This is a genomic window from Streptomyces endophytica (assembly GCF_026153355.1).
GTDB classification, from domain to species: Bacteria; Actinomycetota; Actinomycetes; order Streptomycetales; family Streptomycetaceae; genus Streptomyces; species Streptomyces endophytica.
Genome location: NZ_CP110636.1, coordinates 853,247 through 879,241 on the forward strand (window position 1 = coordinate 853,247; position 25,995 = coordinate 879,241).

18 protein-coding genes and 5 pseudogenes are annotated in these 25,995 nt (G+C 72.6%); 9 read left to right on the forward strand and 14 right to left on the reverse strand.

Going from position 1 to position 25,995, the window contains the following annotated elements; translation table 11 throughout:
* Positions 1-33 precede the first annotated feature (33 nt).
* Positions 34-893: pseudogene (gene folP, locus OJ254_RS03805) on the forward strand (dihydropteroate synthase).
* 52 nt (positions 894-945) lie between these two features.
* Here folP and OJ254_RS03810 read toward each other — a convergent pair.
* A complete protein-coding gene (locus tag OJ254_RS03810) occupies positions 946-1,701 on the reverse strand; it encodes an LOG family protein (RefSeq protein WP_265361254.1) in 756 nt (251 codons plus the stop codon).
* Positions 1,702-1,825: 124 nt separating this feature from the next.
* Entirely contained in the window at positions 1,826-2,917 is a 1,092-nt protein-coding gene (dapE, locus tag OJ254_RS03815; RefSeq protein ID WP_265361255.1) for a succinyl-diaminopimelate desuccinylase, read from the reverse strand.
* Between the two features lie 40 nt (positions 2,918-2,957).
* On the opposite strand from dapE, the pseudogene OJ254_RS03820 reads away from it, so the two are divergent.
* A pseudogene (locus OJ254_RS03820) lies at positions 2,958-3,891 on the forward strand (VldE C-terminal domain-containing protein).
* A 318-nt stretch (positions 3,892-4,209) separates the two neighbouring features.
* Positions 4,210-4,791 (forward strand): ATP-binding protein, encoded by a 582-nt coding sequence (locus tag OJ254_RS03825; protein WP_265361256.1) that lies wholly within the window; start codon positions 4,210-4,212, stop codon positions 4,789-4,791.
* Between the two features lie 78 nt (positions 4,792-4,869).
* Here the strand turns inward: OJ254_RS03825 and OJ254_RS03830 are convergent.
* Together OJ254_RS03830 and fdxA are read right to left on the reverse strand one after the other, a co-directional pair.
* A pseudogene (locus tag OJ254_RS03830) lies at positions 4,870-6,005 on the reverse strand (bifunctional succinyldiaminopimelate transaminase/glutamate-prephenate aminotransferase).
* A gap of 156 nt (positions 6,006-6,161) precedes the next feature.
* Positions 6,162-6,482, reverse strand: a complete 321-nt coding sequence (fdxA, locus tag OJ254_RS03835) for a ferredoxin (protein ID WP_018089397.1) — start codon at positions 6,480-6,482, stop codon at positions 6,162-6,164.
* 140 nt (positions 6,483-6,622) lie between these two features.
* Between fdxA and OJ254_RS03840 the strand changes: the two are divergent.
* Together OJ254_RS03840 and OJ254_RS03845 are read left to right on the forward strand one after the other, a co-directional pair.
* Positions 6,623-7,692: pseudogene (locus OJ254_RS03840) on the forward strand (GNAT family N-acetyltransferase).
* Positions 7,693-7,710: 18 nt separating this feature from the next.
* A complete protein-coding gene (locus OJ254_RS03845) occupies positions 7,711-8,580 on the forward strand; it encodes a transglutaminase-like domain-containing protein (RefSeq protein ID WP_265361257.1) in 870 nt (289 codons plus the stop codon).
* On the opposite strand, the gene OJ254_RS03850 is transcribed toward OJ254_RS03845, so the two are convergent.
* The 9 genes and pseudogenes from OJ254_RS03850 to OJ254_RS03890 all read right to left on the reverse strand — a co-directional run bounded on the left by OJ254_RS03850 (position 8,547) and on the right by OJ254_RS03890 (position 17,709).
* Positions 8,547-9,680: a PP2C family protein-serine/threonine phosphatase gene (locus OJ254_RS03850; RefSeq protein ID WP_265361258.1), complete on the reverse strand. Its 1,134-nt coding sequence runs from the start codon at positions 9,678-9,680 to the stop codon at positions 8,547-8,549. The two genes, OJ254_RS03845 and OJ254_RS03850, sit on opposite strands and share 34 nt — an antisense overlap.
* Before the next feature lie 80 nt (positions 9,681-9,760).
* The gene (locus OJ254_RS03855) at positions 9,761-10,366 is read right to left on the reverse strand and encodes a response regulator transcription factor (RefSeq protein ID WP_265361259.1); all 606 of its coding nucleotides are present in this window, start codon (positions 10,364-10,366) and stop codon (positions 9,761-9,763) included.
* A gap of 54 nt (positions 10,367-10,420) precedes the next feature.
* A complete protein-coding gene (locus OJ254_RS03860) occupies positions 10,421-11,662 on the reverse strand; it encodes a sensor histidine kinase (protein WP_265361260.1) in 1,242 nt (413 codons plus the stop codon).
* The gene (locus OJ254_RS03865; RefSeq protein ID WP_265361261.1) at positions 11,659-12,396 is read right to left on the reverse strand and encodes an ABC transporter permease; all 738 of its coding nucleotides are present in this window, start codon (positions 12,394-12,396) and stop codon (positions 11,659-11,661) included. Before OJ254_RS03865 ends, OJ254_RS03860 begins: the two co-directional genes overlap by 4 nt.
* Positions 12,393-13,387 (reverse strand): annotated as a pseudogene (locus tag OJ254_RS03870) (ABC transporter ATP-binding protein). Before OJ254_RS03870 ends, OJ254_RS03865 begins: the two are co-directional and overlap by 4 nt.
* Positions 13,388-13,546: 159 nt before the next feature.
* Entirely contained in the window at positions 13,547-15,691 is a 2,145-nt protein-coding gene (locus OJ254_RS03875) for a hypothetical protein (protein ID WP_265361262.1), read from the reverse strand.
* Positions 15,692-15,908: 217 nt separating this feature from the next.
* Positions 15,909-16,454 carry a DUF6113 family protein gene (locus tag OJ254_RS03880; RefSeq protein ID WP_265361263.1) on the reverse strand — a complete coding sequence of 182 codons (546 nt, stop codon included), beginning with the start codon at positions 16,452-16,454 and terminating at the stop codon, positions 15,909-15,911.
* Complete coding sequence (mshB, locus tag OJ254_RS03885; RefSeq protein WP_265361264.1) at positions 16,451-17,392, reverse strand: N-acetyl-1-D-myo-inositol-2-amino-2-deoxy-alpha-D-glucopyranoside deacetylase; 942 nt, start codon at positions 17,390-17,392, stop codon at positions 16,451-16,453. Before mshB ends, OJ254_RS03880 begins: the two co-directional genes overlap by 4 nt.
* Positions 17,393-17,514: 122 nt before the next feature.
* The gene (locus OJ254_RS03890; RefSeq protein ID WP_030804865.1) at positions 17,515-17,709 is read right to left on the reverse strand and encodes a hypothetical protein; all 195 of its coding nucleotides are present in this window, start codon (positions 17,707-17,709) and stop codon (positions 17,515-17,517) included.
* Positions 17,710-17,977: 268 nt separating this feature from the next.
* On the opposite strand from OJ254_RS03890, the gene OJ254_RS03895 reads away from it, so the two are divergent.
* The gene (locus OJ254_RS03895; RefSeq protein WP_265361265.1) at positions 17,978-20,146 is read left to right on the forward strand and encodes a S9 family peptidase; all 2,169 of its coding nucleotides are present in this window, start codon (positions 17,978-17,980) and stop codon (positions 20,144-20,146) included.
* A 157-nt stretch (positions 20,147-20,303) separates the two neighbouring features.
* Here the strand turns inward: OJ254_RS03895 and OJ254_RS03900 are convergent, their stop codons facing one another.
* The gene (locus OJ254_RS03900) at positions 20,304-21,425 is read right to left on the reverse strand and encodes a hypothetical protein (RefSeq protein ID WP_265361266.1); all 1,122 of its coding nucleotides are present in this window, start codon (positions 21,423-21,425) and stop codon (positions 20,304-20,306) included.
* 506 nt (positions 21,426-21,931) lie between these two features.
* Between OJ254_RS03900 and OJ254_RS03905 the strand changes: the two genes are divergently transcribed.
* The 3 genes from OJ254_RS03905 to OJ254_RS03915 all read left to right on the forward strand — a co-directional run bounded on the left by OJ254_RS03905 (position 21,932) and on the right by OJ254_RS03915 (position 25,988).
* Positions 21,932-22,966 carry an ABC transporter permease gene (locus tag OJ254_RS03905; protein WP_261955869.1) on the forward strand — a complete coding sequence of 345 codons (1,035 nt, stop codon included), beginning with the start codon at positions 21,932-21,934 and terminating at the stop codon, positions 22,964-22,966.
* A gap of 109 nt (positions 22,967-23,075) precedes the next feature.
* On the forward strand, positions 23,076-24,875 hold the full coding sequence (locus tag OJ254_RS03910; protein ID WP_265361267.1) for an ABC transporter substrate-binding protein: 1,800 nt from the start codon (positions 23,076-23,078) through the stop codon (positions 24,873-24,875).
* Positions 24,876-25,016: 141 nt separating this feature from the next.
* Positions 25,017-25,988, forward strand: coding sequence for an ABC transporter permease (locus OJ254_RS03915; protein ID WP_265361268.1), 972 nt, complete (start codon positions 25,017-25,019; stop codon positions 25,986-25,988).
* Positions 25,989-25,995: the final 7 nt, after the last annotated feature.

Below are 25,995 nucleotides of genomic sequence, written 5' to 3' on the forward strand. Positions count from 1 at the left end.
GTCGCTCCCGGACCATGGAGAGGAAGTCAGGGAATGCTGCGGCTGGGTAATCGCGAGTTCGGACCGGACGAGCGGGTGATCATGGCGATCGTCAACCGGACTCCGGACTCGTTCTACGACCAGGGCGCCACTTTCCGTGACGAGCCCGCGCTGGCGCGGGTGGAGCAGGCGGTGGCCGAGGGCGCCGCGATCATCGACATCGGCGGCGTCAAGGCGGGCCCCGGCGAGGAGGTCGACGCCGGGGAGGAGGCCCGCCGCACGGTCGGTTTCGTGGCCGAGGTGCGCAAGCGGTTCCCCGATGTGGTGATCAGCGTCGACACCTGGCGGCACGAGGTCGGCGAGGCGGTCTGCGAGGCCGGCGCGGACCTCCTCAACGACGCCTGGGGCGGGGTCGATCCGCTGTTGGCCGAGGTGGCGGCGCGGTACGGCGTCGGCCTGGTGTGCACCCACGCCGGCGGGATCGAGCCGCGCACCGCCCGCACCGGGTCACCTACGACGACGTGATGGCCGACATCCTGCAGGTCACGCTCGGACTGGCGGAGCGGGCCGCGGAGTTGGGCGTGCGGCGGGACGCGATCCTGATCGACCCGGGGCACGACTTCGGGAAGAACACCCGGCACAGCCTGGAGGCGACCCGCCGGCTGGACGAGATGACCGCCACCGGCTGGCCGGTGCTGGTCTCGCTGTCCAACAAGGACTTCGTCGGCGAGACGCTCGACCGGCCGGTCAAGGAGCGGGTGCTGGGCACCCTCGCGACCACGGCGGTGTCGGCCTGGCTGGGCGCCCAGGTCTACCGGGTCCACGAGGTCGCCGAGACCCGCCAGGTCCTCGACATGGTCTCCTCGATCGCCGGCCACCGGCCCCCGGCGGTCGCCCGCCGGGGCCTGGCCTAGGGGGCGCCTCCCTGATCAGGCCGGATCAGGGAGACACCCTGATCCGGTCCGCTCAGGGCTGGATGCCGACCTCCTTGGTCACCAGCGCGATCGCCTCGTCCACGTCGTCGCTGAGGTGGAACAGCTCCAGGTCGTGCATCGACGCCTTGCCCTGGGCGATCAGGGTGTCGCGCAGCCAGTCGACCAGCCCGGCCCAGTAGGCGGTGCCGAACAGCACGATCGGGAAGCGGGTGACCTTGCGGGTCTGGACGAGGGTGAGCGCCTCGAAGAGCTCGTCGAGGGTGCCCAGCCCGCCGGGCAAAACCACGAATCCCCGGGCGTACTTCACAAAACACGTCTTGCGGACGAAGAAGTACCGGAAGTCGACGCCGAGGTTCACGTACGGGTTCATGCCCTGCTCGAAGGGCAGCTCGATGCCCAGTCCGACGGAGGTGCCACCGGCCTCGTGGGCGCCCTTGTTGGCGGCCTCCATGGCACCCGGGCCGCCCCCGGTGATCACCGCGAAGCCCGCCTCCACCAGCGCCCGCCCGATCCGCACGCCGATCTCGTACTCCTTGGAGTCGCGCGGCGTACGGGCCGAGCCGAAGACGCTGACGGCCGGGCCCAGCTCGGCCAGCGCGCCGAAGCCCTCGACGAACTCCGACTGGATGCGCATCACGCGCCAGGGGTCGGTGTGCACCCACTCGGAGGGGCCTGCGGAGTCCAGCAGCCGCTGGTCGGTGGTGCCGGCCTGCACCTGGTCGTGGCGGCGCAGAACGCGACCCAGCCGCTGCTCACCGGGGGCCGGTGCTCCCTCGGGACTGGCCATGACATGCTCCCTCCGCTGACGATCGTTTGCCGTTTCAGCGTAGATCCGACGGCCTGAAGCGCAGGGGAATTTCGCTGGTCCGCCGGGGATCGGCCACCGGTCCCGAGGGGGTACGGCACGGTACTCAGGCGGTGAGCCAGGCGCGCAGCCGCTCCTCGCAGTGCAGGATGCGCTCGGTCTCGACCCGTTCGTCCTTCTTGTGCGCGAGCAGCGAGTAGCCCGGGCCGTAGTTGACGGCCGGGACACCCAGGGCGCTGAAACGGGAGACGTCGGTCCAGCCGAACTTGGGCATCGCGGTGCCGCCGACGGCCGCCATGAACGCCTTCGCCGCGGGGTGCGACAGCCCGGGCAGCGCGCCCGGGGAGTGGTCGTCGACGACGAACTCGTCGACCGGGCAGTCCGCGAAGACCTCCCGCACGTGGGCGATCGCCTCCTCCGGGGTCCGGTCGGGGGCGTAGCGGAAGTTGACCGTGACCGTGCAGGCGTCGGGGACGACGTTGCCGGCGACCCCGCCCTCGACGCGGACGGCGTTGAGGCCCTCGCGGTATTCCAGGCCGTCGATCACCGGCCGGCGCGGCTCGTAGGCGGCGAGCCGGGCCAGGATCGGGGCGGCGGCGTGGATCGCGTTGGCGCCCATCCAGCTGCGGGCGGAGTGCGCGCGCTCCCCGGTGGTGCGCAGCAGGACCCGGAGGGTGCCCTGGCAGCCGCCCTCCACCTGGGCGTCGGAGGGCTCCAGGAGGACGGCGAAGTCACCGGCGAGCCACTCGGGGTGGGCGTCGGCGACGTGACCGAGGCCGTTGAGGTGCGCGGCGACCTCTTCGTTGTCGTAGAAGACGAAGGTGAGGTCCCGGTTGGGCGCGGGGGCCGTGGCGGCCATCCGCAGCTGGACGGCGACACCGGACTTCATGTCGCAGGTGCCGCAGCCCCACAGGACGCCGTCCTCGTCGAGCCGCGACGGGACGTTGTCCGCGATCGGCACGGTGTCGAGGTGTCCGGCGAGCACCACCCGCTCGTCGCGGCCCAGCTGCGTACGGGCCACGACGTTGTTGCCGTACCGGTCGACGGTCAGGTGCGGCAGGGCGCGCAGGGCGTTCTCGACCGCGTCGGCGAGGTCCTTCTCGTTGCCGCTCTCGGAGGGGATGTCGACCAGCTGCGCGGTGAGCGCGGCGGCGTCGAGCGACAGGTCGAGGACCGGGGGATGTGTGGTGCGCTCCATGGTTCCGACCCTATCGGCAGCACTCCAGTACGGTGGGCTCGTGTCCGCCCGCCCCGCCTTTGCCGTCCGCCGCACGCGCCTGTGGCGTTTCGCCGCAGCCTTCGCCGTACTCCTCGGGCTGGCCGGCTACCTCCTGGTGCAGTACATCACCGGCGGCCCCGGAGCGCCGCACTGCACGGTGCGCGCCGAGGGGGACGAGGAGGCGTACGAGCTGTCGCCGGAGCAGGCCGCGAACGCCGCGACGATCTCGGCGGTGGCGTCCTCACGGGGCCTGCCGGAGCGTGCGGTGACCATCGCGCTGGCGACCGCGATGCAGGAGTCCGGGCTGCGCAACATCGAATTCGGCGACCGGGACTCGGTCGGGCTCTTCCAGCAGCGGCCGTCCCAGGACTGGGGCACGGTGCGGCAGATCATGGATCCGGTCTATTCGGCCGGGGAGTTCTACCGGCATCTGGCGAAGGTGCCCGGCTACTCCCGGCTGCCGCTGACCGTCGCCGCGCAACGGGTGCAGCGCAGCGGCTATCCGCAGGCGTACGCGAAGCACGAGGTGAACGCCGCGCGGCTGACCGGCGCGCTGACCGGACGCGACCCGGGCGCGATGACCTGCACCGAGAGCCGGCCGGAGGACAGCCGGGCGGGCGGTGCCGCGGCGGTGCGGGAGAAGCTGGTGCGGGAGTTCGGGCCGGGGTGCTGCCGCGGACGGACGCCGCCGGGGGCCGTGGCGCGGGCGGCAACCGCGGGGTGACGGTACCGGTGGGACAGGGCGGGCAGGGCGCCGCCCCGGGTCCGAGGGCGCCCGGCGCGGGTGGGAGCTGGCGACCTGGGCGATGGCGCACTCCGCGGAGCTGCGCATCGAACAGATCTCTTACGCCGGCCGGACGTGGACGGCGGACGATTCGGGGAAGGGCTGGCAGAACCGGCCGGGCGGTTCCGCGGCGGACGGGCGCGACGTTCGTATCATCACCGCGCAATAGTTTGTGGTATCGCCCGTAAGGGTTCCCCAGGGCACGGACAGCGGTAATTCCCTTGGAAAGGGCGCGAGTTGACGCCCGGAGGAATGTCCTTTCCGTCAATTCCCTTGCGGGCCAAGGGCCGTGACGTTTCCGCACCCGCGGAGGCGTGTCCATATCGCCCTTCTTTCGGCACGCCCGATTATGTGATGCGTTACCAACTCTTTACCGGAGTTCACCGCAACCTTCGGGGGTCTGACGCGGTAGTCAATGCGTCCGCCCGGCGGACATGGCACAGCACATCTGTCAGAAGTCCGAGTCCTTCTCCGTAAAAGGAGCACCATGTCCCTCCCCGTTACGCGTCGGATCGCCCGAGCCGCCCTGCTCGTCGCAGCAGGCGCCGCTCCCGTGGTCGCTGCGGCCGGTACCGCGAGCGCAGCGACCCTGCCTGTCAAGGCACCCGACCTGGTCGGCGGACTCACGGCGCCCCTGGACTCCCACAAGACGGGCGACACCCTCGACCGCGCCACGCACCACGGCGTCGGCGTGCTGAACGAGGCCGGCAACAAGGCGGCGACGAAGCTCGCCCCGGCGCTGGTCGAGACCGCCGGCCCGGTCGTCAAGAAGGCCATGCCGCTCACCCAGGGCGCGGCGAACAAGGCCGAGGACGTGGTGCGCCCGGTCGCCAAGGACGGGGTCTCGACCAACTCGCTGCCGGCCAAGGCGGCCGGCGGTCTGCTCCGGGCGCCGGACGCGCTGGCCGGAAGGCCACCGGGCTGCTCGGCGCGCCGGACGCGCTGGCCGGAAAGGCCGCCGGGCTGCTCGGCGCGCCCGACGCGCTGGCCGGGAAGGCCACCGGGCTGGTCGGCGGGAAGGCGCCGGGCGGGCTGCTCGGCGGGCTGCCGCTCGGCGGCTGAGGCGTAACGACGCGCGAACGACGCGCGGGGGCCCGGGGAGGGTGTCTCCCCGGGCCCCCGCGCGTGTGCGTTCAGCCGGCGCGGCTCATCCCGCCAGGCGGCGCACCGCGGCGGCCACCCGCTCGTCGGTGGCCGTGAAGGCGATCCGGACGAACCGCTCGCCCGCGGCGCCGTAGAACTCGCCGGGGGCGACCAGGATGCCGCGTTCGGCGAGGGCGCCGACGGTGTCCCAGCAGGGCTCGTCGCGGGTCGCCCACAGGTAGAGCGACGCCTCGCTGTGCTCGATGCGGAAGCCGTGGTGCAGGAGCGCCTCGCGCAGCGCCGTGCGGCGGGCGGCGTAGCGCTCGCGCTGTTCCCGGACGTGCGTGTCGTCGCCGAGCGCCGCCACCACCGCCGCCTGGGTGGGCGCCGAGGTCATCATGCCGCCGTGCTTGCGGATCTCCAGCAGCGGGCCGAGGACGGCCGGGTCGCCGGCCAGGAAGGCCGCGCGGTAGCCCGCCAGGTTGGAGCGCTTGGAGAGCGAGTGGACCGCGACCAGGCCCTCGTACGAGCCGCCGTTGACGTCCGGGTGCAGGACCGAGACCGGGTCGGCCTCCCAGCCCAGTTCGAGGTAGCACTCGTCGGAGACGAGGAGCACGCCGTGCTCGCGGGCCCAGGCGACGATGCCGGTCAGCTCGTCCTGGGACAGGACCCTGCCGGTCGGGTTGGACGGCGAGTTCAGCCAGAGCAGCTTCAGGTGCGCCGGGTCCAGGTCGCGCGGGTCGTCGTAGACCTCGTGGTCGGCGCGGGCCAGGCGGGCGCCGACCTCGTAGGTCGGGTAGGCCAGGCGCGGGTAGGCGACCTTGTCACCGGGGCCCAGGCCCAGCTGCGTCGGCAGCCAGGCCACCAGCTCCTTGGAGCCGACGATCGGCAGGACGTGGTGGTGGGTGACCCGCGGGCGCCCAGCCGGCGCTCCAGCCAGCCGGTGATCGCGTCACGCAGGGCCGGGGTGCCCCAGACCGTCGGATAGCCCGGGGAGTCCGCCGCGTCGATCAGCGCCTTCTGGACCAGCTCGGGGACCGGGTCGACCGGGGTGCCGACGGAGAGGTCGACGATCCCGTCGGGGTGGGCTGCGGCCGTCTTCTTGTACGGCTCCAGCTTGTCCCAGGGGAAGACCGGCAGACGGTCGCGAAGCGACGCCGTGGAAGGGTGGTGGTGGGCGACGGGTGGGCGTTCGGACACTGCGGACACGGGTGGCTCACTTTCCTCGGTGCGGCAAACGCCTCGGTCCCGTACGGCGGCGATCAAGGCGATCGGGCCGTACGGGACCGGGGCGGCGCCGTGCGGCCGCTGAGACGCCGGGGAGGGGGAGCCGGCCGGCTCCCTCCGCCCGGGCGGTTACTGGTTCTGCGGCGGCAGCGCTGCGATGAAGGGGTGGTCGCGCTCGATCAGGCCGAGCTTGCTGGCGCCACCGGGCGAGCCCAGCTCGTCGAAGAACTCGACGTTCGCCTTGTAGTAGTCCTTCCACTCCTCCGGGGTGTCGTCCTCGTAGAAGATGGCCTCAACCGGGCAGACCGGCTCACAGGCGCCACAGTCGACGCATTCGTCCGGGTGGATGTACAAGGACCGGGAGCCCTCGTAGATGCAGTCGACCGGGCACTCCTCGATGCACGCCTTGTCCTTGACGTCGACACAAGGCTGCGCGATGACGTAGGTCACGCTGTCGTTCCTCCTCGTTAGGGCCGGCGGACCGATTGGCGGTACCGCCGCAGGGCGCGCGGGAGCGCGGCGTCGTCGATGCCCGCCACCTAGTATCTCCGTTCCCGGGCACGAGACGAACAAGAGGGGCGGTTTGAGCGATGGAATTCCTGGCCGGCGGTCGCGCGGAGGTCCGCATCACCCGTGCTGACGTGGGCAAAAGGGTATCCGTCCGGCGCCTCACCGGGGACCGGGAGGGGGGAGCGGCGTTCACGGACGCGGTCGGGGTGCTCACATCGTGGGACGAGGGTGTGCTGAGCATCACACGCCGCTCCGGTGAGTGCGTACGGATCGAGGAGTCCGCACTGGTCGCCGCCAAGGTCGTGCCCGCGGCCCGGCCCCGCAGGAAGGTCCCCTCCGCCGGCGCGCGCGAGCTCCAGGAGGTCGCGGCGCGCGGCTGGCCCGCCACGGAGACCGAGCGCCTCGGGGAATGGACGCTGCGGGCCAGCGTGCAGGAGGTGCCGGGAGAAGCCCGTCCTGGAGGGGTGGTGGCCGGGCGACGGGTGGGCTTCAGCAGGCGGGGCAATTCCGTGCTGCCGATCGGCGATCCCGGGTTCCGCTGGACACCGCGCTGGAGCGGATCGCGCAGTGGTACGCGGCGCGCGGGCTGCCGCCGGTGATCGTGGTCGCCACCGGGCGCGCGGACACCGACGAGGCGCTCGCCGCCGAGCTGGAGCGGCGCGGCTGGCAGGGCGAAGCGCACACCCGGGTCCTGATCTCGGCGCTGGCCCCGCTGGCCGACACCGACGCGGACCTCTCCCGGGTCACGCTGTCCCGGGAGCCGGACGAGGCCTGGCTGGCCCGCTACAACCGGACCGGCGACGCCGGCGGCCCCGGCACGGCGGCGCTGAAGGTGCTGACCGGCGGCCCGTCGGTGTGGTTCGCGACGGTGCGGGGCGAGGACGGCGGGACGGCGGCCATCGGGCGGCTGGTCGTGGACGGTCGCTGGGCGGGCTTCGCGGCGGTGGAGGTGGCCCCGGCCGAGCGGCGGCGGGGGCTGGCCTCGCTGGTCATGGCGGCGCTCGCCGAACGGGCGCTGGACGAGGGCGCCTCCGCGGCGTACCTCCAGGTCGAGGCGGACAACGCGGGCGCGCTGGCGCTCTACGAGCGGCTCGGCTTCACCGACCACCACGGCTACCACTACCGGCGGGCCCTGCCCGGCGGGCACTGAACGGGGTACCGGTCAGGTATGGCATCCCGTACGCCTGAGGAACCCGGGCCGGAGCCGGACGCGCGGGCCGCGCGGCGGCGCCGGTTCGCCGCGGCCGCCCGCGAGGAGCGGCCCGATCTGTCCCTGCTCTGTCTGCTGGTGGCGGCCGAGGCCGATCCCGGGCTGGACGAGGCGGGCATGGACGCGGCCCAGATCGAGCTGGACCGGCTGGCCGGGCTGCTGCCGTACGCCCCGGCGGGCGGACCGGGGGCGTGGGCCCGCAATCTGGCCGAGCTGCTCGGCACCCGCTGCGGCTTCGGCGGCTCGCCCGCCGACTACCGGCGGCTGGAGTCCTCGCTGCTGCACGAGGTGCTGCGGCGCCGCCGGGGTCTGCCGATCCTGCTGTCGATCGTGTGGATGGAGGTCGCCCGGCGGGCCGGCGCACCGGTGTACGGGGTGGCGCTGCCGGGCCATTTCGTCGTCGGGTTCGGCGATCCGGCCGGGGCGCACGTGCTCGCCGATCCGTTCGCCGGCGGGCGGCCGCTCACCGACGAGGACGCGGCGCTGCTGGTCGCGGGGGCGACCGGCGGGCAGCTGACCCGGCCGATGACGGCCCCGGCCGATCCGCGGGAGATCGTGCTGCGGGTGCTCAACAACATCCGGGCCTGGGCCGAGGCCCGGCCCGAGCACAGCGCGGTGCAGCTGTGGGCGCTGGACCTGTCGCTGCTGCTGCCCAGCCATCCCGCGCGATTGCGCCATGAGCGGGCCCAACTCCTGGTCCGGCGTGGGGAGTTCCTCGAAGGGGCGGCGGAGCTGACGGAGTACGCCGAGGTGGTGGCGGCGGTCGACCCGGCCGGTGCGGAGGCGATCCGCCGTCAGGCCGCGGCGGCCCGCGCGATGCTCAACTGAGCCGCCTCGGCCCGGCGGCCGACGATCAGGACGGTGGCGTCGTCCTTGAGGTCGCCGCCGGTGAAGCCCTCCAGGTCGGCCCGGAGGGTGCGGGCCAGCTCGGGCGGTTCCAGCCGGGTCCAGCCGGCCAGCCGCTCGCCCAGGGGGTAGAAGGTGCCGTCCGGGCCGCGCGCCTCGGTCACGCCGTCCGTGCACAGCAGGATGCGGTCGCCGGGCTCCGGGCGGACCGGTGCGCCGCGCCGCGGTTCGCCGCCGAGCGTGCCCAGGCCCAGCGGCAGCCCGCCCTCGCCGTCCCGGCGCTCGTACACCGCGCCGTCGCGGATCAGGTAGTACGGGATGTGGCCGCAGGAGAGCACCCGGCCGCGCGGCGGCGCGGTCCCGCCGTCCCGCACCTCCATCAGCAGCGCGGTGACGAACCGCTCGTCGGTGCCCTGCTCGGCCGAGCGCGTGTTGTAGCGGCCCAGTGCCTGCTCCATCCGGTCGGCCACCGTCTCCAGGGCGTCGTGGTAGTGCGCGGCCTCCCGGAACGCCGCCAGCACCTCCAGGCCGGCGCCGATCGCCGGCATGCCCTTGCCCTGCACGTCGCCGATCATCAGCCGCAGCCCGTGCGGGGTGTCGACGGCCTCGTAGATGTCGCCGCCGACCCGGGCGCCCTCCTGGGCGGAGACGTAGAAGCCGTACGCCTCGATCGGGCCGGCGCGCAGCGGCAGCTCGCGCAGCATGGCCCGCTGCACGGTGTCGGCCACCAGGCTGGTCCGGGCGTGCAGCGCCTCCCGCTGGAGGCGGACGCGGCACAGCATCACGGAGAAGGCCGCCGCCAGGCAGGCCCCGAAGACGGCGGTGATCCGGCTGACCGGGGCCCAGTCGGCGACGGTGAAGAGGTCGACGTACGTCAGGCACACCAGGTAGACCGCCGCGACCAGGACGGTCCGCCGGAGGGAGCAGCGCAGCGCGGCGTACAGCGGGGCGATGCCCAGGAAGGCGGACTGGTGCAGTTCGGGGCCGATGTCGACCGCGTCCAGGACCGTGACGCCGACGATCACGAGGATCAGCACCACGGTGGTGCCGCGGCCGCCTTCCGGGACACGGTTGAGGGGCATAACACTTCAAGCCTGCGGGACGGGGCCCGACGGCGCACAGGGCGAAGGTCCCCGGGGCCGGCGGCCGGCACCGGGGATGCTTACAGCCAGCCCTTGTCGCGGGCCGTGCGGACCGCCTCGGCGCGGTTGCGGGCGCCGGTCTTCTGGATGGCGGTGGAGAGGTAGTTGCGGACCGTGCCCTGGGACAGGTGGAGGGCGGCGGCGATCTCGGCGTTGGTGGCGCCGTCCGCGGCGGTCCGCAGCACCTCCCGTTCGCGCTCGGTGAGCGGGCTGGCGCCGTCGGCCAGCGCGGCCGCCGCCAGCGCCGGGTCGATGACCCGCTCGCCGCGCAGCACCCGGCGCACCGCGTCCGCGAGCCGGGCCGCCGGGGCGTCCTTGACCAGGAAGGCGTCCGCGCCGGCCTCCATGGCGCGGCGCAGATAGCCGGGGCGGCCGAAGGTGGTGAGGATGACGATCTTCACGCCGGGCAGTTCGCGGCGCAGCGCGGCCGCCGCGTCCAGGCCGGTGAGGCCCGGCATCTCGATGTCCAGCAGGGCGACGTCCACGTCGTGCGCCCGGGCGGTGGCCACCACCTCGTCACCGCGCGCCGCCTGTGCGACGACCTCCAGGTCCGCCTCCAGCGACAGCAGCGCGGCCAGCGCCTCCCGGACCATCGACTGGTCCTCGGCCAGCAACACCCTGATCATGCCGGTCAGCTTAGAGCGTGGGCGGGGGCCTTCGGGCGGGCGTACGGCCGCTGGCTACGCCTGGCCCGGCAGCGGCTCCGGGGCGGCCTCGGTGACGGGCGGCGAGGGGGCCGGGGCGGCCAGGGGCACGTACGCGCGCAGCGCGAAGCCGCGGCCGCGCGGGGCCGGGCCGGTCTCCAGGCGGCCGTCGGTCAGGGCCAGGCGCTCGCGCAGGCCGGTCAGGCCGTTGCCGTCGTGGCCGCCGCCGCGCGGCGGCCCGATGCCGTCGTCGATGACCGCGAGGCACAGGTAGCGCCGCTCGTCGGCCTCCCACTCCTCGGTCAGCAGCAGCTCGCAGCGGTGGGCGCCGCTGTGCCGGACGACGTTGGTGACGGCCTCGCGCAGCGCCCAGGCCAGGGCGCCCTCCTCGTCTGCCGCCAGGCCCCGGTGCTCGTCGTCCAGTGCCGGGTCGACGGCGGCGGTGATGCCGGCGGTGCGCAGCGCGGCCCGGACCCCGGCCAGCTCGACGGCGATCCGGGGGCGGCGGTAGCCGGTGACCGCCTCCCGCACGTCGACCAGGGCCTGCCGGCTGACCCGTTCGATGTCGGCGACCTGGTGGGCGGCGTCGTCCGGGCGGTCCGGCAGCATCCGGCCGGCCAGCTCGCTCTTGAGCGTGATCAGGGAGAGCGAGTGGCCGAGGAGGTCGTGCAGGTCGCGGGCGAGCCGCAGCCGCTCTTCGTTGGCGGCGAGCCGGGCGACCTCCTGGCGGGCGGCGCGCAGCTCCTGGGTCGTACGGATCAGGTGCTGCACGCCGACCATCGCGAACCCGCTGAGCAGGCAGGGCAGGGCGTACGCGAAGAGGTAGGACCGGACGTCCGGGTAGCGCGTGCCGATCAGGACGAGGGTGGCGGTCAGCGCCGGGATGGCCCACCGGGACGTCCGGAAGGGCTGGGTGACCGCGACCGCGACGGACACGAACGTGAAGAGCACCAGCCAGTTCGGGCCGAGCGTCCAGGACAGCAGCACGGCCAGTGCCGCGAGGAAGGCCACGCCCGCCCGGAGCGCGACCGAGGGCATCGGCCGGTGGGCCATGTGCCGGAAGACCAGGGCGAAGTAGACGGCGACGAACGTACAGAAACCGACCCAGCCCAGCGCCTCGTGGGCCGGGGACATCCCGCCCTCGGCGAGGCTCCCGACGGGGCCCGCGAGGTACCCGAACCAGATGGCGATCCATACGGACTTCACCAGTGCCTGGCGGCGGGTGCGCGGCGGGGCGCCGATCATCACCGGGTTGTCGTCGGTCTCCGCTCCGCTCATGCCCTGCGGGTGTCCTTCCGGTAGAGCCAGGCCGCGCCGCCGGCGAACAGCACCAGGTAGCCGGCGAGGAGGGCGATGTCCTTCACGTGTGGCGCGGCGCCGGCCTCGACGGCGGTGCCGAGCGCCGTGTACGCGTGGGTGGGCAGCCATTCGGCGATGTCCTGCACCCACTGGGGCAGGATCGTCAGCGGCATCCACAGGCCGCCGAGGAACGCCAGGCCGAAGTAGATCAGCATGGCGATCGGGCGGACCGCGTCACCGGTGGCCAGATAGCCGATGGCGACGCCCAGGGCGGCGAAGACGAAGCTGCCGAGCCAGGTGCCGGCGGCGATCGCCAGCCACTGCCAGGCCTCCAGCCGGACGCCCTTGACGAGGGCGGCGGCGAGCATGACCAGCACGATCGACGGCAGGCTGACGGTCGCGGCGGCGGCCATCTTGGCGGCGACGTAGCCGCGGCCCGGCAGGGCGGTCAGCCGCAGCTGCCGCACCCACCCCTTCTCGCGCTCCTTGGCGATGCGCTCGCTGTTGCCCAGCAGCACGGCGGTCATGGCACCGAATGCTGCCATGGACACCATGAAGTACAGCCCCATGTTCAGTTTCATGCCGGGGATCGGCGAGCTGTCCGCGCCGCCGGCGATGATCAGGTACAGCGCCGGCGGGTAGATCACCGAGAAGAACATGAACTTCTTGTTGCGCAGCGCGCGGACGATCTCCAGCTTGATCAGGGTGGTCATCGGGCCGCCTCCTCGGCGGTGGCGGGGCTCTGGTCGGACGCGGTGGTGAGGGCGATGAAGGCCTGCTCCAGGCCGAGGCCGGCGACCTCCAGGTTGTGCGGGTAGAGGCCGAGTTGGTAGACGGCGTGCACGGTGGCGTCGGCGTCCTGGGACTGGATCCGGACGGTGCGCCCGGAGCCCGCGGCGGAGCCGCTGTGGGACACGGTCAGCGAGGTCAGGTGCGGCAGGCCGTGCAGCGCGTCGTGGTCGACCGGCTCGTCGAGGTCGAAGGTGACGCGACGGGCGCCGGCCCGGGCCTTGATCTCGGCGGCGGTGCCGTCGGCCAGCACCCGGCCGCGGTGCAGCACGATCACCCGGTCGGCGATCGCGTCGGCCTCTTCGAGGTAGTGGGTGGCGAACAGCACCGTTCGGCCCTGCTCGGCCTGCCCGCGCATCGCGCCCCAGAAGGTCTGCCGGGCCGAGACGTCCATGCCGGTGGTCGGCTCGTCCAGCACGATCAGGTCGTTGGCGCCGGCGGTGGCGAGCGCGAAGCGGACCCGCTGCTCCTGGCCGCCGGAGAGCTTGTCGACCATGCGGTCGGCGATCTCGGTGATGCCGGCGGTGGCCATGATGTCGTCGAGCGGGTAGCCGCGCGGGTGCAGATCGCGGGCGAGCTTCACCAGTTCCCGGACCTTGACGCCCTCCATCAGGCCGCCGCTCTGCAGCATGGCGCCGACCCTGCCCTGCTCGATGGCGTGCTGCGGGTCGTGCCGAAGAGGGTCACCGTGCCGGCGTCCGCACTGCGCAGGCCGAGCAGCAGGTCGAGGGTGGAGGACTTGCCGGCGCCGTTCGGGCCGAGGAGGGCGACGGTCTCGCCGGGGTGCAGCTCCAGGTTCAGGTCGGCGACCGCGCGCACCGCGCCGTAGCTCTTGCTGACCTGACGGAAGCTGACCACCGGTGCCCGGCCCGCCTCCTGGGCGGCGGTGGCTGTGCTGGTCGCTGTCGTCGTCATGCTGTCAGCTTCCCGGTCGCGCCCCGGTGTCCGGCAGTGTCGGACGTACGCACTCCGGCATGACATCTGTCATGGGGGAGGCCCCCTAGGGGTTCTCCCGGGGCGGTGCGCCGGGAGTGCCTCCAGGGGGCCTCGGGCCGGTGGTCGTACGGTCCGCGGTCAGCCGTCCGCGCCGACGGTCTGGACCCGCTCGGCGGAGGTGCGGCCGAGCAGCGCCTTGGCGACCGCGCTGGCCACGTCCTCGACGGTGACCGGCTTCTTCGAGCCGTCGCCCTTGGTGAGCAGCACGCCGTTGAAGGTGTCGCCGTAGAGCTCCTTCAGGGCCGTGCGGTCGTAGTACGGCACCAGCTCGCCGTTGCTGCCGATCTTGAACGACAGGAACTTCGGGATGGACTTCTGCGGGCTGAACGAGACCGTGTGGGCGCCCGAACGGACCGTCACCAGGCCGGACATCGCGGGCTCGGCGTACTGCTTCATCGCCCGGTCCACCGCGGCCTTGCTCACCCGCGGCTGCTGGGTGCCGGCGGCGAGCACGACGGGGGTGTCGGTGCCGTTGGTGACCCGCTCGCGGTAGGCGTCGGTGACCTTCTGGCGGGACGCCTTGACGTCGATCGCCTTGTGCGGGACGCCGTAGTGGGGCACCGCCTTGCCGTTCTCGAAGGTGATCCCGCCGTCCTCGGCGGCGCCGCCGGGACCGGCGACGTTCTCCAGCGCGACGGCCAGCTTCTCGTCGTCGACGACCATGGCGGGCTTGGCCGTTCGGTCGACACCGAACAGCGAGCCGATGACGGAGACCGGGTTGTAGTCCCGGCCGGCCGCGTTGCGGACCGTCGCCTGCGGGTCGATGTCCAGGCCCGCCTTGGCGGGCAGCAGGGTCTCGGCCTTGCCGTCGACGGTGAGCTTGAGCGGCGCGGTGCGGCGGTCCTTGAGCGCCGACTCCAGCTTCTTGACGGCCTCGTCCTTGGTGGTGCCGCCGATGTCCACGCCGAGCGCGGTGGTGCCGTTGGGCACGTCGGCGTGGTCGAGCAGCAGGCCCGCGCCGTAGGCGACGCCGGCCAGGACGACGACCGCGACGCCGGCCAGGACCAGCTTGTTGCGGCCCTTCTTGGGCGGGTTGATCGGCTCGGGGATCTTGGGCCGCGGCTTGGGGGCCGCGCTGTCGCCGTCACCCGGTGCGGAGGCGAACGGCGAGGGGGCCGACGGGCCGTCGGGGGTCGCCGGGATGCCGCTGACCAGGGTGTCGCCGGACACCCGGTCGCGACGGCCGGGTGCCTGGCCGCGGGTGCCGCCCTTCGGGCCGCCGGACGCCGGGCCGGCCTGGGAGCCGGGCAGACCGCCCGAGACGCCGCCGGCGCCGCGGCCGCTGCCCGGGCCGGTCAGCGGACCGGGGGCCTGCGGGGTGAGTTCGGCGGTGTCGTCGATCTTCGGTGCCGGGCTGTTGAAGCCGGGCGGGAGGTTGAGCGCCGAGTCGCCGGTGGCCGGCCCCGTGGTGGGACCGGCGGGGCCGTTCGGGCCGGCCGCCGGGGCGTCGAAGGGGCTGTGGTCCCGGGGCACGCCGGTGGGCGCGTCGAACGGCGAGGGGCTGCCGTGGCCCGCGCCGTCGAACGGCGAACCGGCGTCCCGCGGGCCGCCGTCGAAGGGCGAACCGGCGTCCCGCTGCCCGCCGTCGAACGGCGAGGGGCCACCGGACCGGGCGCCCTCGTCGAACGGCGAGCCGCCGCCCTGCGCCGCCGGGGCGTCGGAGAAGTACGGCAGGTCGGGGCGCTGGGGCGTACCGGTGCCCGACGGGCCGCGCGGCGGGGTCGTACCGCCCGGGGCGGGCGGCGCGGGGTGCGATCCGGTGCTCGACGACGAGCCGGCCGCCGGGGGCGGCCCGGCCTGCGGCTTGCGCGGCGCGAACCAGTCGCTGGTCTTCTCGCCGCGGCCGCCCGTGGTGGCGTCGTCCGCGGTGGCCTCCGGGCGGGGGGTGCTGCCGGTGCGTTCGGCACCGCGCTCGGCACCGCGCGCCGGGCGCGGGGCGCCGCGGGAACCGCCGGACGCGGCCGATCCGTTCATGCCGGACTCCTCACCGACGGGCTTGCGCACGACGACCGGCGGGATCGGGCGGGAGCCCGGAATGTTGATCTTGATCCGCGTCGTCAGCGTGGTCTCGGTCTTGGGCTCCTCCGGCTGCGCCGCGGCACCGGGCGCCAGCGCCTCGTCGGCGTCTCCCCTGGGCGAGCCGTACGGCGGCGTCCCTGACGGGTACGCGGCTCCGCCACGGCCCCGCGGGCCGGAGGACGAACTGTCAGATTCACGACTCAAAGCAGGTTCTCCCGGTTGGCGCTCCGCCGCTCGTCAGAGATGATCCCCGGCCTCAGGACCGGAGGGTGCCCCCAGGGCGGCGCGACGGCGCGCACCACCATACTGTCCGCCGGGGCGGACACCCGGGGAGCTTACGAACACCGCCACCATGGGCGAACCCCCCGCGCCGGGGCCGTTCACCCGGACCCGCGCGGCATTCGTCCCGGTATGCACCACGTCATCCGCCAACTCGGCCGGGCCGGACGCCCGTCGTGCGCATCTGGGCCGCGGTGGCACAGATCACAGCCACCAGGATGCCGCCCAGCAGGAAGACGTAGGAGCCGGCGCCCGGACCGAAGAGGAAGTCGCCTTCCGGCCGGACGTCGCTCAGCAGCAGGAACACCGTCACCAGCCAGGCCGCGCCGGGCACCAGCGCGCCGGCGGTGGTGCCACTCGCCCGGGTGCCGCCGTAGAAGAGGCCGCCGACGGCCGCCAGCGCCAGCACCAATCCGCCCGGGAACCAGGCGGCTTGCACCAGCGTCCCGGCCAGCGCCACCAGCACACCCGCGACCAGGAGCAGTACGTATATGCCGATCCGTCCGGGGGTGAGCGGTGCCGGTCCGGCCGCGGATGCGGCGAGCGCGCCGGACCCCCCGCGGACCCCGGACCCGCCGCCGGACGCCGCGCGGGACCGCTGCCCCTCGGCCGCGCCCCCCTTGCCGCCGTTGCCGCCCTTGCCGCCGTCAGCGGCCGCGCCGCCGTTGCCGCCCTTCGCCGTGCTCATTCCGCCGCCTCCTCAATCCGGGCACTCTCCTCCATACCCACCATTTCGCCGATACCCGCGAAGAGGTCGTCCTCCCGGTCCCCGGCCACCGCCCCCGGAACGCCGTGCACCAGCCGATAGTGCTCCGTGCCGAACAGCGGCTGCCCCAAGTCGTTGGAGAGCGCGAAGAACGGCCCGTCGACCGCGATCTGGGTGTAGTGGGCGCGCATCGCCGCGGCCTTGGCGGCGGCGTGCTCCGGGCCGCCGGAAATCGAGGCGGTGACCTCGGAGTCCGGCACCACCCCCGGTACGTCGTCGACGGTGGCCACGCCGGGGAAGCTGTGCCCGGCCGCCCGCAGCCGCGCGAAGCCCTCCTCGACCACGGAACGGGGGTTGCAGTTCCAGTAAATCTTCCCGATCGCGTACGCGCCGCCCAGCTCCGGCCGGAAATCCGCCTGCGCGGCCAGCTCGGCGCCGCGCATGGCCACGCGGTGCGCCTTGATGTGGTCGGGGTGGCCGTATCCGCCGTTCGGGTCATAGGTGACCAGGACCTGCGGCCGGACCTCGCGGATGACGGCCACCAGATCGGCGGCCGCCGCGTCGAGCGGGGCCTGCCAGAAGGAGTCGGGCCGGTCGTTCTGCGGGGCGCCCATCATGCCGGAGTCGCGGTACCGGCCCGGCGCGCCGAGGAAGCGGTGGTCGGTGACGCCCAGCTCGGCCATGGCGGCGGCCAGCTCACCGTCGCGGTGCGGGCCGAGGGTGTCGTCCCGGTCCGGCGCGAGATGCGCGAGCTCGGGCGGGATCACCTCGCCCTCCTCGCCGCGCGTGCAGGTGACGAGGGTGACCAGCGCGCCCTCGGCCGCGTACTTGGCCATGGTCACGCCGTTGTTGATCGACTCGTCGTCCGGATGGGCGTGGACCAGCAGGAGACGACGGGCGGAGGGAGGGTGCGCGGTCATGCGGACAAGCCTACGAGCCGCCGCCGACACCCTCACCCCACGCTCGGGCCCCGCCGGCCGGGGACCGGCCGGAACGCACCGCTCAGGACGTGCCGCCCGGCACGCTGCTCAGGACCCGCCGCTCAGAACTTGATGCCGCCGATCATGCTGGCGACGTTCGTCGTCAGCTGCTTGACCGACGGTGCGATGGACGAGCTGGCCAGATAGAAGCCCAGCAACATACAGACGAAGGCATGCACGGCCTTCAGCCCGGACTTCTTGACGAGCAAGAAGACGATGATCGCCAGCAGCACCACCGCCGAAATCGAGAGTGCCACGGCGGCTCACCTCCAAGTATCCACGGCCCGAACAGAGTTGATGGTGCACGGACCGCGGCCGCGGACCCGTACACCGGGGTATGCCAAGGGCTCTTTACCCCGTACCCACTACGCGCAAGGGATCATAACTTTCCGTCCAAGCGCATAAGTCGGAGCACGGAAGCAGACCGGGGGCGCACACGATCTTCACGAGCGCGACGCGGTGAGCCGGACAATCCCTCGCTCCCGAACCGGCCCGATCCGGGGACACCTCGCCTAGGCTCGGCCCATGACCGGACAGCCTTCGTTTCCGCGGCAGTACGCCCGTACGCAGCGCTTCACCCTGGGCGCCCCGCGCAGCTACACCGTCTCCCCCGACGCCGCGCGGATCGTCTTCCTCCGTTCTCCCTCGGGCACCGAGCGCAGCCAGCGGCTGTGGGTGCTGGACCTGGACGAGGGGCGGGAGTTCACCGCCGCCGATCCCGAGGCCCTGCTGGCCGGTGCCGAGGAGGACCTCTCCCCGCAGGAGCGGGCCCGCCGCGAGCGCAGCCGGGAGAGTTCGGCGGGCATCGTGGGCTATGCCACGGACGCCGCCGTGGAGTTGGCGGCGTTCCCGCTCTCCGGCCGGCTGTTCGTCTCCGAGCTGCGGGCCGGGACCACGCGTGAACTCCCGGTGCCGGGCCCGGTGGTGGACCCCCGGCCGTCCCCGGACGGCCGGCACGTCGCCTTCGTGGCGGAGGGCCGGCTGCGGGTGGTCGCCGTGGACGGCGCGACGACGGCGGACGGCGGCGGGGCGGCGGACCGGGTGCTGGCCGAGCCGGACGGGCCCGAGGTGACCTGGGGCCTCGCGGAGTTCATCGCGGCCGAGGAGATGGGGCGGTACCGGGGCTTCTGGTGGTCCCCGGACAGCGACGCGGTGCTGGCCGCGCGGGTGGACGAGGCGCCGGTGAGCCGCTGGTGGATCTCCGACCCGGCGCACCCGGACCGCGAGCCCGCCCGGATCGCGTACCCGGCCGCCGGCACCGCCAACGCCGAGGTCTCGCTGTCCCTGTTCGGCCTGGACGGCTCGCGCACCGACATCGACTGGGACCGCGCGCGCTACCCCTATCTCGCCCGCGTCCACTGGTCCGCGGCCGGCCCGCCGCTGCTCCTCGTCCAGGCCCGGGACCAGCGCGACCAGCGCTACCTGACGGTCGACACCGCGACCGGCGCGACCCGGACGGTGCACGAGGACGAGGACGAGGCGTGGGTCGAGCCGTTCCCCGGGGTGCCGGCCTGGACGCCGGACGGCCGGCTGGTGCGGATCGCCGACGAGGGCGGCGCGCGCAAGCTGTTCGTCGGCGCCCGGCCGCTGACCGGGGCGCCGCTGCACGTACGGGCGGTGCTGGACATCGGCGAGGAGGACGTGCTGTTCTCCGCGAGCGGCGCCGACATGCACGACATCGGCGTCTACCGCGCCTGGTTCCGCGGCAGCGGCGACCAGGGCGGCTGGGAGCGGGTGGGCGACCGGCCGTACCCGACGGTGTCCTCGGCGGTGCGCGGCGGCGAGCTGACGGTGCTCTCCCAGACGTCGCTGGAGCGCCCCGGCACCCAGGTGGACGTGGTCCGGCTGGATCCGGACGGCGGCGAGAAGACCCTCGCCACGATCGGCTCGTACGCCGAGGAGCCGGCGCTCACCGCCCGGCCCCGGCTGGTCCTGGCCGGCGAACGGGAGATCCCGTGCGCGGTGCTGCTGCCCGACGGCTACGCGGAGGGCGACGGTCCGCTGCCGGTGCTGCTGGACCCGTACGGCGGTCCGCACGGCCAGCGGGTGGTCGCCGCGCACAACGCGCACCTGACGTCGCAGTGGTTCGCCGACCAGGGGTTCGCGGTGATCGTCGCGGACGGCCGGGGCACCCCGGGCCGCTCCCCCGGCTGGGAGAAGGCGGTCTCCCGGCGGCTGGCCGAGATCACCCTGGACGACCAGGTGCACGCGCTGCAGGCGCTGGCCGGATCCTTTCCTCTGGACCTCGGGCGGGTGGCGATCCGCGGCTGGTCCTTCGGCGGCTATCTGGCGGGGCTGGCCGCGCTGCGCCGGCCCGATGTCTTCCATGCCGCGGTGGTCGGCGCCCCGGTGACCGACCTCCGGCTGTACGACACCCACTACCAGGAGCGGTACCTCGGCCACCCGGACGAGGAACCGGCCGTCTACGCGGAGAACTCGCTGGTCACGGACGAGGGGCTGGCCGGGGCGAAGGAACCGCACCGCCCGATGCTGATCGTGCACGGCCTGGCCGACGACAACGTGGTCGTCGCCCACTCACTGCGGCTGTCCTCGGCCCTGCTGGCCGCCGGCCGGCCGCACGAGGTCCTGCCGCTGTCCGGCGTGACCCACATGACGCCCCAGGAACAGGTGACCGAAAACCTGCTGCTCCTCCAGGTCGACTTCCTCAAGCGGTCACTGGGGATGCGGACCTGACCGAGGTCGCCGCTCCGCCGTCGGCGCCTTGACGCGGGAATACCCCCGCACCCCCGCCCCGTTGTGGCCCCGAAGGGGCGCACGCGTCCCCTACGGGATCTGTTCGGCCGTCCCCTAAGGTCCCGCTCGCCCCACCCGCCCCGCCCCGCCCCGTGGTTCACCAGCCCGGCGGGAGGATGGTCGGCGGGGGCGGGGCGTGCGGGGGCCGGGCCTCGCCCGGGGCGGAGCCGTAGGCGCGTACCTCGTCCGGGTCCGCGGCGGGCGGCGGCAGGCCGGGCCGGGCCGCGGCGATCAGCACGAGCGGGCCCGCGGCCGCCGACAGGGCCGCCGCGGCGAGCCCGAGCTGGGCCCCGCCCGGCAGCACCGCCAGCCGCCCGAACTGCCCCGCGCGCACGGCGAGGGCGAGCGCCACCGCGCCGTGCACGGCCAGCAGTGCCCCGACGGCGGCCGCCGCGGGCCGGGCCCAGGCGGCCCGGCGGAACGCGGCCGCCGCGACGGCCAGCGCCAGCACTGCCAGCACCGCCGTCTGCCAGTCGGCCGGGGGCTCCAGCAGGGCCCGTACGGCGCCCGTCCCGCCGGTCAGCCGCCTGCCGTACGCCTCGCCGCCGAGCCGTACCCAGTGGTGGACCTCCCGGGCCGTCAGGGCCAGTCCGGCGGCGGCCAGGAGGAGGCCGGCGACGGCCGCCGGCCCTTTGTACGGGCGGCCCGCCGGGCCGGGGTCCGCCCCGTACGGCACCGCGTGCACGACCCCGTACGCCGAGGACGCCACCTCCGGCAGGGCGTCGCTACGGCGTCCGCCGGGCCGGCCCGGGCGCCCGCGCCGCCGGACCGCACCGGCCGCCACCGCGCACAGCACCGCCGCCACCACGAGCTGAGCCGCGGCGGTCGCCCGGGTCCAGGTCAGCAGCCGGTCGTCCGGAACAGGCAGCCGGGCCGCCGCCGTCCACAGCACCGGCAGCCGCAGCAGGGCGGTGCCGGCCGCGAGGGAGCCCAGGGCGCCGGCGGCCACGGCCGGGGCGGGGGCCCGGCGCCGTACGGCCGCCGCGGCCGCCGGCGCGCCGAGCACCAGCAGCGGGTCCAGGGCCGAGGTGGCCCAGACGGTGTCCCCGCCCGGGCGGAGGGCCGCGCCGCACCAGTGCCGCCACAGGTCCGCGCCCTGCCCGGCGACGGTGAGGTCCCGGACGATCCAGCCGGCGCCGGACAGCGCGAGCAGTACGCAGAGCCAAGTGGCCGTGCGGCGCCTGCCGTTGGTGAGAAAGCTGTCCCGCTCCGTGGACACGACCCGTCCCCCGTCCGTGTCGGTGTGCCGGGTGGCCTCGGGCGCCGCGGGGACGCGACGTCCACCGCAGATCTACTCCACTACCGGCGCGGGCACAACAGACCGGGACGAGGTGCGGCGACGGGCCGCCGCTCCGCGGGGACGAAATGCCCCGAAACGGCAACCGGCCGGGCCGCCACCTGGCGTCCCGGCCGGTACACGGCACCCGCACGGCCGTACGTTGTTCATCATGGCGCGTCCGTATATCGGTGTTGCGACAGTCAAGTTACCTTCAAGTAAAAGCGTTTGGTGGGCATTTGTCCCTCATGTCGTATATCACAATCCGTTGTCAAGCACGCACTGGCGTCAATCTGCGCAATCTTCGCTCAAGAAGTAGACGACCTGTTCGCGAGCACACCCGATCCCCTTGACTCCGCCATAAATCACTTGCGAAAGTCCGCTCATCCAGCGGTGCGAATCGACACCGCTTCACGTTCCAAGAGAACTCGGCGCGGGGGCACTTCGCGATGACTAGTCCATCCCAGACCGCCGCTGACAGGTCCGACACCCCAGGACTTGGATCCGGCGGCCTGAAGAAGGAAAAGAAGGGCAAGGGCGGTGAGCTCGTCGGCCGTTCCCCCGGCCAATTGATGTGGACGCGCTTCAAGCGCGACCGCACCGGCATGATCTGCGCGATCGTCGTACTCGCCTTCTTCGTCATCGCGGCACTGGCCCCGGTGATCAGTGCGCTGTACGGCAAGGACCCGTACACCCTCTACGGCAGCGACGACCCGAATCTCCTCGATGAATTCGGCTATCCGGCCGGCCCCAACGGTGGGATCTCCCCGGAGCATTGGTTCGGCATCGAGCCGCAGCTGGGCCGCGATGTGTTCATGCGGCTGGTCTACGGCATGCGGATGTCGCTCGGCATCTCCGTCGCGGTGACCCTGCTGACCGTGGTCACCGGCATCATCATCGGCATCACCGCCGGCTACATCGGCGGCAAGACCGACTATTTCCTCAGCCGCGTGATCGACTTCCTGCTGGCGTTCCCGAGCCAGCTGACCTTCGTGGCCTTCATGCCGGTCGTGGTGGCGCTCTTCGTGCCGCCGGGTGACGAGACCCCGACCTATGTGCGGGTCTGCGCCCTGATCATCGTGCAGTGGTCCCTGGGCTGGATGGGTCTGGCCCGACTGCTCCGAGGCCAGGTGCTCTCCCTGCGCGAGCGGGAGTTCGTCGAGGCCGCGAAGATCACCGGCGCCTCACCCTGGCGGATCATCCGCAAGGAACTGCTGCCGAACGTCGTCACTCCGGTGCTGGTGCAGGGCACCTACATGCTGCCCCTCTTCGTGACCGCGGAGGCGGGCCTGTCCTTCCTGGGCGTCGGCATCGTCGAGCCCACCCCGGACTGGGGTGCGCTGTTCCAGGCGGGCGCGCGCTTCTACGAGAACGACCCGACCTTCCTGCTCATCCCCGCCGTGGCCATGGTGGTCTTCGTGCTCTGCTTCAACCTGCTCGGAGACTCGGTACGCGACGCCTTCGATCCCAAGTCCGGGCGCTGATCGTCCGCTTGAGGGGGCTTGCTGTCACCCCACCCGTCCGGGCCTGTCCCGGGATGCGTCAGACAGCACATCTGGACCCACCAACTGACAGGCAGGTGCTTGGAACCCCATGAACGCACTTTCTACGCGCAGAGCACGCGCGGCGATCGTGGCCCTCGCGGCCGGATCGCTCGCGCTCACCGGCTGCAGCGGCGGCAGCAACAACAACAAGGACAAGGCGCAGACCGACGCGGACGCCGCGGCCCAGGCCAAGACGATCCCGATGGGCACCGCCGCCGACTCCACCGGCCCGGCCGTCGCCGTCAAGGGTGCCCGCAACGGCGGCACCATCCGCGTGTACCAGCGTGACAGCTACAACCACCTGGACCCGGGTCAGATGTACGTCAGCGACATGAAGGCGCTGTCGCAGCTGATCTTCCGCGGGCTGACCGCCTTCAAGCAGGACGACAAGGGCAACGCCAAGGTCGTCGGTGACCTCGCCACCGACGCCGGCCAGATGTCCGACGGCGGCAAGACCTGGAAGTACACGCTCAAGGACGGCATCAAGTTCGAGGACGGCAAGCCGATCACCTCGAAGGACATCCGCCACTCCATAGAGCGTCTGTACGCCAAGTTCATCACCGACGGCCCGACCTACGTCCAGACCTGGCTGTCGGGCGCCGGCACCACCTACCGCAAGGCGCTGCCGGACGGTCCGTACAAGGGCGACCACCTGCCCAAGAGCGTCCTGGACACGCCGGACGACAAGACCGTCATCTTCCACTTCAAGAAGCCGCAGTCGCAGCTGCCGTACGCGCTGACGATGCCCGGCTACAGCGTGGTCCCGGACAGCGCCAAGGACACCAAGGACGCCTACGACGTGGCGCCGGTGTGCTCCGGTCCGTACAAGATCGCGTCGTTCAAGTCCGGCAAGTCCATGCAGCTGGTGCGCAACAAGAACTGGGACGGGAAGACCGACCCGGTCCACCACCAGTACCCGGACGGCTTCAACATCACCTTCAACCACCAGGCGTCGGACTCCACCAAGCGCCTGATGGCCGACCAGGGTGAGGCCAAGAACGCGGTGAGCTTCACCAACGCGGTGGACCCCACGCTGACCAAGGACGTGCTGAACAACGCCAGCGCCAGCAAGCGCATGGTGCAGGGCTACCAGCCCTACGTCTGGCAGATGAACTTCAACATGGACCGCCTGAAGGACAAGCGGATCCGTGACGCGATCACCTACGCGCTGCCGGACCAGCAGCTCGTCCGCCTCAACGGCGGCAGCTACGGCGGTGAGATCGCCGGCGGTCTGCTCGCCCCGACCGTCGCGGGCTACAAGAAGGGCTACGACCCCTACGGCAAGCTCTCGCACCCCAACGGTGAGCCGGAGAAGGCCAAGAAGCTCCTCAAGGAGGCCGGCAAGACGGGCATGAAGCTCGTCTACGCCTACTCCAACACCGAGTCCCGCCAGAAGGAAGCCGTCGCCATCGAGGACGCGCTGACCAAGGCCGGCTTCAACGTGCAGAAGAAGGAGGTCGACGCGGCCTCCTGGTACGAGCAGATGGGCAAGGTCGACAACGGCTTCGACATCTACATGACCGGCTGGGGCCAGGACTGGCCGGACGCCTCGACCGTGATCCCGCCGTCGTACGACGGCACCACGATCCAGGACGGCGCCTCGAACTACTCCCACGTCAACGACAAGCACGTGAACTCCGAGATCGCCCGCATCTCCGAGATCACCGACGTCAAGAAGGCGACCGAGGAGTGGCAGAAGCTGCACCAGTACATCGTGGAGAAGGTCAACCCGGCCGCGCCGGCCTTCTACACCAAGGTGCTCCAGCTGTACGGCTCGAACGTCGGTGGCATCCGCTACAACCTGGATGTCAGCTACCTCGACCCGAACACGCTGTTCCTGAAGAAGTAACAGGAGTGATTGCCCTGCAGGCAATCGCCTGACGAAGGCACTCCGGAGAGCGCGCACACGGCGGAACGCGCGCCCTCCGGGGTCTTCGTCCGCCACCCCTCACGCCCACTGCCGCCGCCGTCCTGAGAGCAGCGAACTGCCATGCTTCAATTCCTACTTCGCCGGACGTTCGGCGCTGTTGTCATCCTCGTCCTGCTCAGTGCCTTCACCTTTTTCGTGTTCTTCGGCGCCGGTGACCCGGCGGCGATGTCCTGCGGCAAGAACTGCACCGCGGACAACATCGCGCTGATCCACCAGAACCTCGGCCTCGACAAGCCGCTGACCACCCAGTACTGGGACTGGCTGGTCGGCATCTTCGCCGGCCGGGACTACTCCATCGGCCACTGCAGCGCCCCCTGCTTCGGCTACTCCTTCGCCACCAAGCAGGACGTCTGGTCCACCCTGATCGACCGGCTCCCCACCACCGCCTCGCTGGCCATCGGCGGTGCCGCGGTGTTCCTGACCGTCGGTCTGGGCACCGGCCTGCTCGCCGCCTACAAGCGCGGCTCGCTGATCGACAAGGTGCTCACCTCGATCTCGATGGTGCTGAGCTCGGCGCAGATCTACATCCTCGGCCCGATCGCGCTCGGTCTGTTCGTGTACAGCGGCCTCATGGACTCGCCCAAGTACGTGAACTTCACCTCGGACCCCGCCGGCTGGTTCATGGGCCTGCTGCTCCCGTGGGTCGTGATGGCGACCATCTTCACCGCGCAGTACACCCGTATGTCCCGCTCGACGATGATCGAGCAGCTGCAGGAGGAACACGTCCGGACGGCCAAGGCCAAGGGCATGTCCAGCAGTTACGTCTTCCTGCGCTACGCCTGGCGCGGTTCGCTGATCCCGATCGTGACGATCCTCGGCATGGACCTCAGCTCGCTGTTCGGCGGCGCGATGATCACCGAGTTCACCTTCCAGCTGGCCGGCGTCGGCCGGCTCGCGATCGACTCCGTCATCACCCTTGATCTGCCCATGGTCCTGGGCGTGCTGGTCTTCAGCGCCGCCCTGATCCTGGTGTTCAACATCATCGTGGATGCGACGTACGCCTTCATCGACCCGCGCGTGCGCCTGTCCTAGGAGAGCC